Annotated in this window: 12 protein-coding genes; 1 reads left to right on the top strand and 11 read right to left on the bottom strand. The window is 43.1% G+C overall.

Annotated elements, in window-relative coordinates; all coding sequences use genetic code 11:
* Nucleotides 1-649 precede the first annotated feature (649 nt).
* The 4 genes from gyrA to ACPUEY_RS10825 form a co-directional block, all read right to left on the bottom strand.
* On the bottom strand, nt 650-3655 hold the full coding sequence (gene gyrA, locus ACPUEY_RS10840; protein ID WP_425122093.1) for a DNA gyrase subunit A: 3006 nt from the start codon (nt 3653-3655) through the stop codon (nt 650-652).
* A 558-nt stretch (nt 3656-4213) separates the two neighbouring features.
* Nucleotides 4214-5146: an electron transfer flavoprotein subunit alpha/FixB family protein gene (locus tag ACPUEY_RS10835; protein ID WP_131273440.1), complete on the bottom strand. Its 933-nt coding sequence runs from the start codon at nt 5144-5146 to the stop codon at nt 4214-4216.
* 18 nt (nt 5147-5164) lie between these two features.
* The gene (locus ACPUEY_RS10830) at nt 5165-5917 is read right to left on the bottom strand and encodes an electron transfer flavoprotein subunit beta/FixA family protein (RefSeq protein ID WP_425122092.1); all 753 of its coding nucleotides are present in this window, start codon (nt 5915-5917) and stop codon (nt 5165-5167) included.
* Between the two features lie 502 nt (nt 5918-6419).
* Nucleotides 6420-7025: a LysE family translocator gene (locus ACPUEY_RS10825; RefSeq protein WP_131273441.1), complete on the bottom strand. Its 606-nt coding sequence runs from the start codon at nt 7023-7025 to the stop codon at nt 6420-6422.
* 113 nt (nt 7026-7138) lie between these two features.
* Here ACPUEY_RS10825 and ACPUEY_RS10820 point away from each other — a divergent pair, with 113 nt between their 5' ends.
* Entirely contained in the window at nt 7139-7633 is a 495-nt protein-coding gene (locus ACPUEY_RS10820; protein WP_425122091.1) for an Lrp/AsnC family transcriptional regulator, read from the top strand.
* 196 nt (nt 7634-7829) lie between these two features.
* Here ACPUEY_RS10820 and ACPUEY_RS10815 read toward each other — a convergent pair whose 3' ends face one another.
* The 7 genes from ACPUEY_RS10815 to ACPUEY_RS10785 form a co-directional block, all read right to left on the bottom strand.
* A complete protein-coding gene (locus ACPUEY_RS10815) occupies nt 7830-8216 on the bottom strand; it encodes a hypothetical protein (protein ID WP_228143239.1) in 387 nt (128 codons plus the stop codon).
* 275 nt (nt 8217-8491) lie between these two features.
* A complete protein-coding gene (gene xerA / locus ACPUEY_RS10810) occupies nt 8492-9385 on the bottom strand; it encodes a site-specific tyrosine recombinase/integron integrase (protein WP_425122094.1) in 894 nt (297 codons plus the stop codon).
* 100 nt (nt 9386-9485) lie between these two features.
* Nucleotides 9486-10301, bottom strand: coding sequence for an enhanced serine sensitivity protein SseB C-terminal domain-containing protein (locus tag ACPUEY_RS10805; RefSeq protein ID WP_425122090.1), 816 nt, complete (start codon nt 10299-10301; stop codon nt 9486-9488).
* Between the two features lie 81 nt (nt 10302-10382).
* Nucleotides 10383-11228, bottom strand: coding sequence for a diaminopimelate epimerase (gene dapF / locus ACPUEY_RS10800; protein ID WP_425122089.1), 846 nt, complete (start codon nt 11226-11228; stop codon nt 10383-10385).
* Between the two features lie 14 nt (nt 11229-11242).
* Nucleotides 11243-12487, bottom strand: coding sequence for a diaminopimelate decarboxylase (gene lysA, locus ACPUEY_RS10795; protein WP_425122088.1), 1245 nt, complete (start codon nt 12485-12487; stop codon nt 11243-11245).
* A gap of 38 nt (nt 12488-12525) precedes the next feature.
* Nucleotides 12526-12747 (bottom strand): LPS translocon maturation chaperone LptM, encoded by a 222-nt coding sequence (gene lptM / locus ACPUEY_RS10790; RefSeq protein ID WP_425122087.1) that lies wholly within the window; start codon nt 12745-12747, stop codon nt 12526-12528.
* 134 nt (nt 12748-12881) lie between these two features.
* Entirely contained in the window at nt 12882-14285 is a 1404-nt protein-coding gene (locus ACPUEY_RS10785; RefSeq protein WP_131273447.1) for an amino acid permease, read from the bottom strand.
* Nucleotides 14286-14455: the final 170 nt, after the last annotated feature.

The following is a 14455-nucleotide window of genomic DNA, read 5'->3' as shown; positions in this document are numbered from 1 at the left end:
TAAGGTCACTCTTTGTGCCTGATAAAAAATGGCGAAAACAAGAAGAACCTCAATTGAGGTTCTTCTTGTGATATTTGTGGGACAGCAGTGGCTTCGGCTTCCTTTTTTATTTCTTAAATATCTATTAAATCTAATTCTTTAGATAACTTGCATAAGTCAAAGAATTATTTATAGGCTCTTTTAAAAATCAGCATTGCCTCATTTGATTGATTCAATTTTTATGCCTTTGCCTAGGCATTACCTCTACTTTTGAAAGGTCAAAAGTAGACAAAAACCTTTTGTTTCCCATACATGACATCCTTGTCATGATGGGAAACGTGTGGCATCCATGCCACACTCATGACTCCAATAATGAAAGAAGTCTTTTAATCCTGCGACTTACCTTTAAGAATATCAATTAATCTAATTTTGACTCATTGAATCAAATAGCTTATGTAAATCCTAGCTATTGGCTTTTATTCTTGTTTTTAAGAATAATGAATCATCGTCTCCTAAAACCATTAAAATCACCTATTCAGAAATTAATTTTTTAAAAATCCAAACATTCTTATTCTAAGTAATAATTATTAGTGGTAAGGAAAACATCCTGCTAACAAATCATAAGCATAAAAAAAGAGCGCCTAAGCGCCCTTCTCTTTGATGTCAAAACTTAGTCATCAGCATCTCTTAAATCAGATTCAGTATCGGCTTCATCGGCAATGGTTTCATCATCCACCAAAGTTTCAGAATCAATCAAGGCCTCAGAGGCAACGACTTCTTCGCCTTCCACTGCTTCAATAAACTCATCTTCTTCCACTGCTTCAACCGAAACCACACCAACAAGCAACTCGTCATTACCTAAACGGATCAGACGTACGCCTTGTGCGTTACGACCGGTTTGAGCCACTTCAGAAGCACGGGTACGGACCAAAGTACCGCCATCAGAAATCAGCATCAGTTCTTTAGAAGCATCAATTGCAACCGCACCCACCAACTGACCGTTACGTTCAGAGGTCTTGATCGCAATCACACCCTTACCGCCACGTTTCTTGGTCGGGAAGTCATCTACCGGGGTACGTTTACCGTAACCGTTTTCAGATGCACACAGCACTTCACCCGTTTCAGGAACAACCACCAATGAAACGATACGGCTGATTAATGCTGAATCTGAAGCATCTTCGTCATCTGAATCGATATCGGCATCTTCGGCATCTTCAACTTGCGCTGCACCAATGGTCACGCGCATACCGCGTACACCCTTGGCTGAACGTCCCATTGAACGTACATCGGTTTCAGCAAAACGGATTGCTTTACCTTCATTCGAGAACAACATGATTTGCTGTTCGCCATCGGTAATCGCAACGCCAATCAAAGTGTCATCGCCATTCAGTTCAATGGCACGCAAACCGTTTGAACGGACATTACTGAACTGTTCAAGTTCTACACGCTTGATCGTGCCGTACTCGGTCGCCATAAACACATAGAAGTTTTTACGTACCGCTTCGGCTTGCTGCGCAAAGTCGGCAATGATTTCATCATCCAGATCGCTTGCTGAAAGCTCAATGCCCAATTGCTTCAATTGAATACGTAATGCATCAGACAAGTCATCAGCACCCTCTTCAAGTTCAGCAAGTGCTGCTTGAAGTTCAGCATAGTGGGCATTGATGATTTCATTTTCTTGCAGTTTTGCAGCATTGGCTTTTACAAATGCCTTGAAATCTGCCAGACGTTCTTTGAATTTCTTCGGCGCATCAATCACCGGAAGAATGGCGGTAATGGTTTCATTGGCTTCAAGCGGCAACAGGTTCACCATTGGGCGACCTTTGGCACCACGCGAAGCTTGCGGCACTTCAAACACTTTCAGACGATAGACTTTACCAACATCGGTGAAGCAAAGCACGGTTGCGTGGTTCGAGGTCACAATCAGATGCTGGATATAATCATCTTCTTTCATTGAAGTTGCAGACTTGCCACGACCACCACGACGCTGTGCAGCGTAATCAGAAAGCGGCTGGGTTTTCGCATAACCGGTTTTAGAAACGGTCAATACCACCTGTTCTTCTGGAATCAGATCTTCGCGAGAGAAATCAATACGTGATTCAACAATCGCGGTACGACGTGCATCGCCATACTGTTGCAGAATTAGCGCCAACTCTTCTTTAATCACGCCCATCAACAGGTTGAAATCGTTCAGGATTGCCGTTAATTCAGCAATTTGACCCAAAATTTCGCTGTATTCTGCATGCAGCTTGTCTTGTTCCAGACCGGTTAAGCGGTGTAAACGCAATTCAAGGATTGCACCGACCTGTGCCGGAGATAAACGGTAAACATTGCCATCCAAACCGAATGGACGGCTTGGATCTTCACCTTCAATCTCGTCAGGACGTACAGAAACCGAACCTGCTTTTTCCAGTAAAGCAACCACACCACCCGCAGCCCACTCGCCCGCCTGTAAACGTTCACGCGCTTCGCCCGGGTTGGCAGAGGTCTTGATGGTTTCAATAATCGCATCGATGTTTGCGAGTGCAACGGTCAAGCCTTCCAAAATATGGCCACGTTCACGCGCTTTGCGCAGTTCGAACATGGTACGGCGAGTTACCACTTCCTGACGGTGACGGATAAACGCCGCAATGATGTCTTTCAGATTCATCAACTTCGGCTGGCCATTGTCCAGGCAGACCATATTGATGCTGAATGAATTCTCTAACTGGGTATTCAGGAACAGGTTGTTGACAATCACTTCAGCATTTTCACCACGCTTCAGGTCAATGGCAATACGCATGCCTTCTTTGTCTGACTCGTCACGAAGTTCAGAAATACCTTCCAGTTTTTTCTCTTTGACTAACTCGGCAATACGCTCAATGGTTTTTGCCTTGTTGACCTGATAAGGAATTTCAGTAAACACGATGGTGCTACGGCCAGATTTCTGGTCTTCTTCAATATGGTATTTACCACGGATGTGAAGACGGCCTTTACCGGTACGGTAAGCATCGACAATACCCGATTTACCGTAAATGATACCGCCTGTAGGGAAATCCGGACCAGAGATGTGCTCCATCAAGCCTTCAATGGAAATATTCGGGTTTTCCGCATAAGCCAAACATGCATTGATGACTTCGGTCATGTTGTGTGGCGCCATATTGGTCGCCATACCAACCGCAATACCGGTCACACCGTTAATCAGCAAGTTGGGAACACGTGTCGGCATCACTTCTGGAATACGTTCAGAACCGTCGTAGTTGTCTTCCCACTCGACAGTGTCTTTTTCCAGATCAGCCAGAAGTTCATGGGTGAGCTTACGCATACGTACTTCGGTATAACGCATTGCTGCTGCGCTATCGCCATCGACTGAACCGAAGTTACCCTGACCATCCACCAATTGATAACGCAGGCTAAAGTCTTGCGCCATACGAACAATGGTTTCATAAACAGCTGAGTCACCATGCGGGTGATATTTACCGATCACGTCACCGACGACACGGGCTGACTTTTTGTATGCTTTATTGTAGTCGTTGCCCAATTCGTGCATAGCGAAAAGCACACGACGATGAACAGGCTTTAAACCGTCTCTCACGTCAGGTAATGCACGAGAAACAATAACACTCATGGCATAGTCGAGATACGAGCTTTTGAGTTCATCCTCAATGGCAATCGGTCGGATTTCCGATACGCTCATGCATACTCCTTATTACAAACAGCCATTCAGACTGTTCGTTTTATATAATCAATCTAGCAAAAAATTAACCCAAAATAAGCTGAGTTAAAGTCTAAATACAGCCATAAATTATAGCATAAATTCTGCTGTTTTTGTGCCATATCTCTTATCTTAATCTTGTTAATTTTCTATAATTTATCGTTTATTTTTTCAGCACTTTCATTTGTCGGAATTTTATGTGAATTCGTTCATTTTATTCGAGGTCGAATCGAAAAATTTAGCGTTCTATGTTTATGCAGCTTATTCAGTTAAAATGCACTTTTCACTTTAAAAAAGATAGAAATCAATCAAATCTCATTTATATCCCAGCTATGCAAATACAAGCACCCTACATTACCCTTTTTAAGCGCATACAGACGCTCATCAGCTTCGGGCACATTTACGCCATCGCTTGACTCTTCAAGCCATAAAAATGAATAAATGAAGAAATCCAGCCATAAAAAAACGCCCCCGAGCTGAGCAGAAAAGCATTGCTTTCACTGCTTGCACAAGAGCGTTTTTTGAAACTGATTTCGAGAATTAGATTTTAGAAACCAATTCTGGAACTACAGTGTTCAAGTCACCAACTAACCAGTAGTCAGCTACTGCGTTAATTGGCGCTTCTTCATCTTTGTTGATCGCAACGATCACTTTAGACTCTTTCATACCCGCCAAATGCTGGATGGCACCAGAAATACCGACAGCGATGTATAGCTCAGGCGCAACGATTTTACCCGTTTGACCAACCTGCATGTCGTTTGGAACGAAACCAGCGTCAACCGCAGCACGTGAAGCACCTTGAGCAGCGCCAAGCTTGTCCGCCAATGGATCCAGGATCTTGTGATAGTTTTCACCAGAACCCACACCACGACCACCAGAAACCACAATGCGTGCAGCGGTTAATTCTGGGCGTTCAGATTTCACAATTTCTTCTGAAACGAATTTAGAGATACCTGCATCGCCAGTAGACGCAGCAGCTTCAACGCTAGCAGAACCACCATCGCTTGCTACAGCATCAAATGCAGTACCACGAACAGTTGCAACAACAACTGCTTCGCCAGATTCTACAGTGGCAATTGCGTTACCTGCATAGATTGGACGTTTAAAGGTTTTAGGACCTTCAACAGCGATAATGTCAGTGATCATGCTGACATCTAAAAGCGCAGCTGCACGTGGCAGAATGTTTTTACCTGTTGTGGTAGAAGCAGCAAGGATATGGCTATAGCCTTTGCCCAATTCAGCAACAAGTTTAGCCACATTTTCAGCCAACTGGTTTGCATAAGCAGCGTCGTCTGCAAGCAATACTTTACTTACACCCGCAACTTTAGCTGCCTGGTCAGCAACGGCTTGCGCGTTCGAGCCAGCTACCAATACAGTGATATCACCACCGATTTTTTGCGCCGCAGCAACAACGTTTAAAGTAGCAGCGTTTAATGCTTTGTTGTCGTGCTCAGCGATAACTAAAATACTCATGATTTTTATCCTTCTGTATTAGATCACTTTCGCTTCATTTTTCAATTTTTCTACAAGCTCGTCTACAGACTTCACTTGTACGCCCGCTTTACGTTCAGCAGGAGCTTCAACTTTAACTGTTTTCAGTTTAGTTGTCGCAGTAACACCGAAATCTGCTGGAGATTTGGTATCAAGCGGTTTTTTACGCGCTTTCATGATGTTTGGAAGAGCCGCATAACGTGGCTCGTTCAAACGCAAGTCAGTCGTAATAATTGCTGGAAGTGCAAGCTCAACAGTTTGTAAACCACCGTCAATTTCACGAGTCACTTGTACTTTGTCGCCTTCAACTTTCACTTCTGATGCGAATGTACCTTGACCTGCACCAAGTAAAGCGCCAAGCATCTGACCCACCTGGTTAGAGTCGTCATCAATGGCTTGCTTACCTAGAAGGATGAGTTGTGGCTGTTCAGCATCAACAACACCTTTCAGGATTTTAGCCACTTCCAAAGCACCGAGCTGGCTGTCGTCAGCTTCAACCAGGATACCGCGGTCAGCGCCAAGTGCCATTGCAGAACGGATTTGTTCTTGCGCTTCTTTAGGACCAATAGAAACAACAACGATTTCTGAAACAGTTCCTTTTTCTTTTAAACGAACCGCTTCTTCCACTGCGATTTCACAAAATGGGTTAATTGACATTTTAACGTTTGTTAAGTCAACACCACTGTTGTCCGGTTTAACGCGAACTTTAACGTTGGCATCAACCACACGTTTTACAGCAACAAGAGCCTTCATGTAATCCTCGGCTGTTTTAGCAAATGTAAATGTTGAGAAAAGTTATAATAACTCTTCACTTAAATTTTTTTAGGTGCCCTATCTTGCAATGTGTACGGCATTTCGGTCAAGTCACAATTATCGAAACAGCTGTAAAAATGCATCATTTTCCTTGAACTTGGCGTTCATATTTTTTTCCAATACTTTTATTAAGATGAAATTCCTGAATATTTATTTATTTTTTAAGTATTGATTTTTAGTATTTTTTTATCTGATTAACTTCATCAAAAGTTCTGATTTAATACATATTTTCGATGAGTTTCTGGCGGGTCTGGCGTACATGGCTGACAAAATAGCCAAATTAATGCCTTGTCATTTAAGACAGCTTACCCAAATTTTTTCAGCCCGTTTGCCCTAAAATTGAGCGCTTTTTTAAGTTAAAGATGTAACAAATTACTTTTTAAAGATAAATACCCTGTCCTACAGGGAAGCATGCCATGACAGCATGCTTCCCTGACATTTATCAATTCATGATCAGCCAGGTTGCCGCCAGCATGAGCAAGCCGCCTGAAGCACCATCAATCCATTTCTGCTTACGCTCATCAATATCGGCTTTTTGGGTCACTTTGGCAAAAACTATGCTCAAACTGCCATACACTACAAAGATGAGTCCAATAAAGATCAAGGACAGGATTAAACCCTGGTTCACCGTGTTCCCGGTCTTATCAATAAACTGCGGTAAAATTGCAAAATAGATCAGCATGCCTTTGGGATTCAAGAGTGCAGTAAAAAAACCTTTTTTGATCGGACTGGACGACAATTTTTTCTCGATCGTGATTTTATTTTGACTGAACACCGACTTGATCAGGCTAAAAGCCAGAAATAAGAGATAAGCGATCCCGAGCCAGCGAATGCTTTCAAATAACACCGGGAACGAGACAATAATGGCTGCAATACCCAAAGCCACCAACACAGAATGGACTAAATAGCCCAGGCAAATCCCTACAGTGGCCAGCATGCCTGCTTTTGCATCTTTACCCATCACTTGTGACAGGATAAACAGCATATCTGGCCCAGGGGTGAAAATAAGCGGGATAACCGTTAAAGCGAACAGTGCAAATACAGACATTTCCTTTTCCCTTTCCATGCCTTGAAAGTGAAAATTAGTATCGAATAAATAGTACAAAATAGGATTTCAAATATTCTATAATTATGATTATTTTTCGAATTATATTCTAATTTATGAAACTATCTTCCAAGTCTGTTTCAGTAAAGCTGGATCGAATTGATAAAAATATCATTCAAGCCTTGCAAAATAATGGCCGTATGCAAAATAACGATCTGGCCCGAGAAATCGGACTGTCTCCTTCTTCCTGTTTACGGCGGGTAAAATTACTGGAAGAAGCAGGCGTGATTCAGAGTTACACCACTGTGGTCGATCCGCAAAAAATTGGCTTGCAGCTGATTCTGTTTTCACGAATCTGGTTAACCGGACAGGACGCCGAAACCATTGATACCTTCATTGAAGCCATGAAGGAGCTTCCTCAGGTTATGGAGTGTTATATTATTTTGGGAGAATGCGATGCCATGCTGAAAGTGGTCGTGCCCGATCTGGAAAGTTACCGTAAATTTCAGTCGGCACATCTCACCAAGAAAAACGGCATCACCAGTGTAAAAACCGATTTACCCAGTCAGATTATTAAGCAGAGTTTCCAGTTACCGCTTGATGATCTTTAGGCACGCTCATCATTTTTCAGTATGCTGAAAATTGCCGTGCACATAAATCTGTTATTGCTTAGATAGAAAATTGAAGTGGAGCAGCAAGAACTTGCTTCGCTTTGCGCTTGATCATCTTATAAAACTTTAGGGCTACATTCATGATATCGCATGAAATCAGGTAGCCCTTGATCAAGTCTGCAAATTTAAAGGCTGCTTATACAGGCTGGCTTTGCAAAAAGTCACGATGGATGTGGCTTAAATCAATCAAATCGTAAGCTTGAAGATTAAATATTTCCCAGACTGCTAAAAAGTCTTCTTTTAAATCTACATTTGATGTGGCAATGGGACGTTCTTGCCATTGCAGGTCTGAAATCCATAGATAGGTCTGGTGAGTCACATCATTAATCGCCTGTACCTTACCTTCTGAATTGATCCCTTGTACATGCGCACCTGCAGGTAAAACCGGTTCGATGTTCGGCAAACTAATTTCTACAAAATGTTTCACTTGACGAAGTCCATAACCTGCAAAAATTTCTTTTTGCGCAGCCGTTAACTGATCATACTTCTCTAAAATTCCCGCAATCATTGATTCGCCTGTCATTTTCCTTTCCAATATTTAACCCACCAGCAGTGCAAACATAAATCATTCCATCACTATATATGATTCACGCAATTCACTGTATGGTTAGAGGTGATTCTTATACCTTATAAATTGACTTTTTATTATCCGACAATAGTTCAAAATGTCATCTTTATGGACTGATATTTTTGCATATGCTCATTTAACTTTAATGAACTCCTTGGACTGCCACTAAAAAATTATGCAAAGTCCAAGCCAGCTTGGTTCAAATTTTAACATTGTTACGACTTTTTAAGTTACGACTTTTTAACCTGCGCTCGCGGATGCGCCTGATCATACACCTGAGCCAAATGATCGAAATCGACATGGGTATAAATTTGCGTGGTGGTCAAATTGCTATGTCCCAGCATTTCCTGTACTGCACGCAAATCCCGACTGTTGGATAACATATGACTGGCAAAGCAATGCCGCAATAAATGTGGGTGCAAATCGACATTTACCCCGGCACGCAGGGCTTGCAGTTTCACCCGGTTTTCAATTTGCCGCGCTCCTAGTGGGCTGCCCTTCTGGGTAATAAACACATGGGCATCCGGGACAAAATCACCGTACCATAATGGATAGACTTGCAGCCATTTCATCACTGCATCTCGAGCCTTGCTGCCAAAAGGTACCACCCGGGTTTTATTGCCTTTACCGGTAATACGTAACAGCTGACGGTTAAAATCGATATCTTTAATCCGTAAACCTTGCACTTCTGCCAAACGCAAGCCACTGGAATACAGCAGTTCTAAAATGGCTTTATCCCGTAGCCACATTTGCTGTTCAATGGGTTTTTCAGGGGCGGGCTGATCCAGAATCTGGTTCACGGTTTCAATGTCAACCATCCCCGGAAGCGGTCTGGGAATACGTTTTAATTGAAAATCATCCGCCGGATTAAATGCCAGATACTGTCCCTGCTCGGCCCATTTCATAAACTGGCGAATGGACGAGAGCATACGCTGTAAGCTACTGGAACTTAAGCCTTGCTGTTCCACTTTATAGGCTAAATATTCGCGTAAATCAGTGGTTTCGATATTGGACAGATCCAGTTTTTTAGCTTCACAAAAGTTTAAAAAATCGGAAACATCACGTTCATAAGCCTGCAAAGTATGTTTAGACTGATTTTGAATTTCACGTTCTTTGAGCCACATTGCAAGTAACTGACTTTGATCAACGGTCATGATGCTGCTCCGGCTTAAAGGCTTGCAAATAAAGATTCAAAACTGTGTGTTTGCAAGATGATGGGTTGAATTATGAAAATAGTCTAGCAAAAAATCCTTTTTCCTTCTGTTTTTTCCGTACATAGAACGGAGCTGTTTCCTGACGCAAGTAATGCTCTAATCCGCTAGTAGCGTGTACGTCATCTAAATGTATAAGATCAATCAATCTTTTTCTCACTAAGCTTTCATACGCTACGTGTCCAATCTGATTTTTTAAACGTTGAAAGGATTCATCACTTATAGTCTGATCTGTTTCAAAACCAATCAACAATGTAGGTTCCTGATCACGCTTTGGATCATGCATCTGTGCAAGATATGCCATTTTGACTTCAGGTTTGGTTTTAAGTAAAACTCGTAGCTGATCAATCATTTCATGAGGGTATTCTGCAGGTTGACCGAGCAATACTTCCCTCTGCTCTTGATACTCGTAACTTTCCAATAGCGAACCATACCCACCTTGTAAAAGAGCTTCCACTTCCTGAGGGAAAAACTCTTTCCCATATTCACTGTATGGGTTTAACACTAAATTAGCCCCTAAAGTCAGTTCAAAGAAACCTCTAGCAGGCAGACGTAAATATGATTGTTCATCTTGAATCGCTTTTTGCAAACTCTCTAAAGATAAGAAAAAAGGCAGATATGTTTCACCCTTTTCATTCTGAAAATGTATCAAACTCACTTGGCTCCCTTCAGGAAGTACATCTGAACTTCCCTGTGGACTGGTCTTGTCACTAAATCCAATACAATAAATCTCAGCGTTCAATAATTTTTCTAAAAATTCCGGACGTTGACTTAGCTCCGAACTCGCTTTGACAAGAAGATGTTCTAATTTCCTTTCGTTATTTTCCATGTTGTATTCTCATTATATTGAATAACCATCATTTCATTTATTAAGGGTATAAAAAAGCCCCGACGAATCAGGGCTCTAATTTCAACCTTGGTAATAACTCAAATCGATACGACCTTGATAGACGTTTGCTGTTGGACCGGTCATCCACACCACATCGCCTTCTTTCCATTCAATTTGTAACTTACCACCGGCCAGTTCGATTTCAACATTATTAGCCAACAGACCACGGCGCATACCGGAAACCGCAGCGGCACAGGCACCTGTACCACAGGCTAAAGTTTCACCTACACCACGTTCAAATACACGCAGACGGGCATGTTTTTCATCAATAATTTGCATAAAACCGGCATTGACACGTTGCGGGAAACGCACATGTGATTCTACTTGTGGTCCAATACGTGCGACATCTGCGGTAATCACATCGGGAACAATGGTCACTGCATGCGGATTGCCCATATTCACGACATCAATAGTCAGCTTTTCATTGTTGGCCAGCTCAATGTCATACAAGTTTTCCGGTTCATCTGCCAAAAATGGAATTTCATTGGGCAAGAATTTAGGATAACCCATGTTCACACGAACCCAGCCATTCACACCCAGCTCAGGCTCTACAATACCAGCTTTGGTCTGCACCTTGATTTTAGTTTTGGTGGTGAGCTGACGTTCATGCACAAAGCGGGCAAAACAGCGCACCCCATTACCGCATTGCTCCACTTCCGAACCGTCGGCATTGAAAATGCGGTATTTAAAATCGACATTAGGTAAATCTGGCGGCTCAACAATCAGCAACTGGTCGAAACCGATGCCAAAGTGGCGGTCTGCCAAACGCTGAATGGTGACAGTATCCAGGTAGGCACGCTGGCTGATCAGGTCAACTACCATGAAGTCATTGCCCAGACCATGCATTTTGGTAAATTCTAAAAACATCTCAGATATCTCCATTATGGCAAAAAGCGTTCACGTTCCCACAAAGATTCAATGCTCTCACGCTCACGAATCAAATGTGCCTGATCACCATCAACCATCACTTCAGCAGCACGACCACGGCTGTTGTAGTTCGAGCTCATCACGAAACCGTAAGCACCCGCACCCAATACGGCCAGTACATCATTTTCCTTGAGTGCCAGCTTGCGCTCTTTACCCAGGAAATCGCCGGTTTCGCAAATTGCACCCACCACATCCCACTCTTTCGCTTCCACGTCAGTACGCGGAGTCACTTCCTGAATATCCATCCAGGCTTCGTATAAAGCAGGGCGAATCAGGTCATTCATCGCCGCATCAATAATCGCAAAGTTACGGTGATTGGTCGGTTTGAGCAAATCGACTTTGGTCAGCAACACGCCGGCATTGGCAGAGATACTGCGGCCCGGTTCCATATACACTTTTAGACCGAGTTTTTCTAAACCTGGACGCAAGGCATTGGCATATTCTTCTACAGATGGAGGCGTTTCATCTTTATAGGTCACGCCCAAACCGCCACCAATGTCGATGTGTTTCAGATTGATGCCCATCTCTTTTAACTTGTCGATCATCACAATGACACGATCCAGTGCATCCACAAAAGGCTGGGTTTCAGTCAGCTGCGAACCGATGTGGCAGTCAATTCCTACAACGTCCAGGTTTGGCAATGACGCTGCATATTGATAGGTTTCAAATACGGCATCGGAAGGAATACCGAATTTGTTTTCTTTTAAACCGGTTGAAATGTAGGGATGAGTTTTGGCATCGACATCCGGGTTTACACGCAAGGAAATCGGGGCTTTTTTACCTAAGCTTGCCGCCACTTTCTGAATGCGGTCCAGCTCGGCATAAGATTCGACATTGAAACAGGCAATACCCACTTCTAGCGCTTTTTGGATATCTGCTTCAGATTTGCCCAAGCCCGAGAACACGATTTTAGAAGCATCACCACCGGCTTTCAGCACACGGGCAAGCTCACCGCCGGTGACAATATCAAAGCCCGCGCCACGCTTGGCCAGTACATTCAACACCGCAAGGTTAGAGTTAGACTTTACCGCAAAACAAATTTGATGGTCGATAAAGCTAAAAGCACGATCCATATCTAAATAATGCTTTTCAAAAGTTGCTTTTGAATAAACATAAAGTGGCGTGCCAAATTGCTGCGCAAGCTGTTGTAGAGAACATTGCTCGGCATGCAAAACCCCATTGATGCGGGTAAAACTCATGAATGTATCCTTTCGATGACGCGTTTAGATATTGAAAATTAATTCGTTGCAGCAGATGAAGCAGGAAGCTCTGGTGCTACTGGAGCGGCTTCTTGCTTGTTTGAGGATTGCTGGTTTGAATCTACATTGGGATATAACAAATATTTTGCACGTTTGTCGTAATTCGGATCACTCGGCAGCTGCAAAGCTCCGGACTGACCACAACCGACTAAAGCAAAACCTGTCGCCAATACACTGATGCAGCAAATGACAAGACGCATCTGACCACCTATTTCATATTTTCGAAGAAGTATAACCTGATCATGGGACATGACCAAAGCACTAAACGCTAGAGATTATAGTGAGATAAAAAAAAACGCCAGTTTCAAACTGGCGTTTTCATTTTTTAGCCGGATTATTTATGTTTCGGTTTGTAGAAACCAAAGTAGCCAATAATCAGGATAATGAACCAGATCGGGCTAACCATCAGCGCTTTCATGGTGTCTGCTTCTAAAGACAGCACATAAATCATGCCAATAAAGAAGATAATCACCACCCAGCAGGTCAACAAACCACCCGGTAATTTAAAGGTCGATTTTGCATGCAGTTCTGGACGTGTTTTGTAATACACGATATAGCTCCAGATAATCATCAACCAGACACAGATAAACAGGATGGTTGAAAGTGTGGTTGCCAGGGTAAACGCTTCAACCGTATTCGGTACAAAGTACTGAAGTGCTGCACCGAGTAACAAACACACCGCAGAGAAATACAGCGCATTGGCAGGCACAGCACGTTTATTCAAATGACCGAAGGCTTTAGGACCCTGTTCTTCACGTGACAGACCAAACAGCATACGGCTGGTCGAGAACACCCCGCTGTTCATGGAAGACATGACTGAAGACAACACCACCAGGTTCATGATAATTGCTGCAGCAGCAATACCGGCCTGGCTAAACAGGTTGACGAATGGACTGATGTTTGGATCGATCTTGTTCCATGGCGTAACGGACATGACAATGACCAGTGCCAGCACATAGAAAATGATGATACGAATCGGAATCGAGTTGACCGCTTTAGGCAAGTTGCGTTCAGGATCTTTGGTTTCTGCCGCAGTCGTACCGACCAGTTCCACACCAACGAAGGCAAAGATGGCAATCTGGAAACCTGCCAGGAAGCCAGTCACGCCTGTCGGGAATAAACCGCCATGTGACCAGAGATGAGTAAAGGACGCGACTTGACCTGTGGTAGAAGTGAATCCGGTAAAGATCATCCACAGACCCACAGCAATCAGCACCACAATGGCAATAATCTTGATTAAAGCAAACCAGAACTCTAATTCACCAAACAATTTAACGGTAACCAGATTCAGCCCCATAATAAAGACAATGGCGGCAATACTGATCATGACCCCTTCGCCAGGCGTAAACGGCAGCCCTCCGTTAAAGAATTGCAGGTAATAAATAATGGCCGACAAGTCAGCAATACCAATGGTGATCCAGCACAGCCAATAGGTCCAGCCGACAAAATAGCCCGCCCAGGGACCGATCAGGTCTGTGGAAAAATCAATAAAAGACTTGTATTTCAGGTTAGACAGTAGCAATTCGCCAAGCGCACGCATGACCAGAAAAACCATAAAACCGATAATCATATAAATGATCAGAATGGATGGTCCGGCCAGGCTGATGGTTTTACCCGAACCCATGAACAAACCTGTACCAATTGCCCCGCCAATCGCAATAAGCTGCAAATGCCGATTCGACAAACTCCGCTGCAGTTCACCACCTTCAGTCGATGAACGATGATTCTCATTTGACATTGTTATTTTCGTCTCTTAATTTCGTGTGATAAAAGTAGCTCAAATTAAAATAAATAAATAAAGTTTTTTGAGCGTTTGTTAAATATTTTTCAAGCTTGACTGTGTTTTTGTCGATTTTTCATCCACTTTCGGTCCATTTTGTATCCCTTTTTTTGCATTTCCCTTCAATT

Source organism: Acinetobacter sp. G11 (assembly GCF_049808495.1).
GTDB classification, from domain to species: domain Bacteria; phylum Pseudomonadota; class Gammaproteobacteria; order Pseudomonadales; family Moraxellaceae; genus Acinetobacter; species Acinetobacter kookii.
Note: the sequence above shows the minus strand (reverse complement) of the source record. Positions and strands in the feature narration are given on the sequence as shown.

Excerpts from the sequence above, each read along its gene's own strand:
- gyrA (WP_425122093.1), bottom strand. The coding sequence starts at position 3,655 with ATGAGCGTATCGGAAATCCGACCGATTGCCATTGAGGATGAACTCAAA.
- ACPUEY_RS10835 (WP_131273440.1), bottom strand. The coding sequence starts at position 5,146 with ATGAGTATTTTAGTTATCGCTGAGCACGACAACAAAGCATTAAACGCT.
- ACPUEY_RS10830 (WP_425122092.1), bottom strand. The coding sequence starts at position 5,917 with ATGAAGGCTCTTGTTGCTGTAAAACGTGTGGTTGATGCCAACGTTAAA.
- ACPUEY_RS10825 (WP_131273441.1), bottom strand. The coding sequence starts at position 7,025 with ATGTCTGTATTTGCACTGTTCGCTTTAACGGTTATCCCGCTTATTTTC.
- ACPUEY_RS10820 (WP_425122091.1), top strand. The coding sequence starts at position 7,139 with ATGAAACTATCTTCCAAGTCTGTTTCAGTAAAGCTGGATCGAATTGAT.
- ACPUEY_RS10815 (WP_228143239.1), bottom strand. The coding sequence starts at position 8,216 with ATGACAGGCGAATCAATGATTGCGGGAATTTTAGAGAAGTATGATCAG.
- xerA (WP_425122094.1), bottom strand. The coding sequence starts at position 9,385 with ATGTGGCTCAAAGAACGTGAAATTCAAAATCAGTCTAAACATACTTTG.
- ACPUEY_RS10805 (WP_425122090.1), bottom strand. The coding sequence starts at position 10,301 with ATGGAAAATAACGAAAGGAAATTAGAACATCTTCTTGTCAAAGCGAGT.
- dapF (WP_425122089.1), bottom strand. The coding sequence starts at position 11,228 with ATGTTTTTAGAATTTACCAAAATGCATGGTCTGGGCAATGACTTCATG.
- lysA (WP_425122088.1), bottom strand. The coding sequence starts at position 12,487 with ATGAGTTTTACCCGCATCAATGGGGTTTTGCATGCCGAGCAATGTTCT.
- lptM (WP_425122087.1), bottom strand. The coding sequence starts at position 12,747 with ATGCGTCTTGTCATTTGCTGCATCAGTGTATTGGCGACAGGTTTTGCT.
- ACPUEY_RS10785 (WP_131273447.1), bottom strand. The coding sequence starts at position 14,285 with ATGTCAAATGAGAATCATCGTTCATCGACTGAAGGTGGTGAACTGCAG.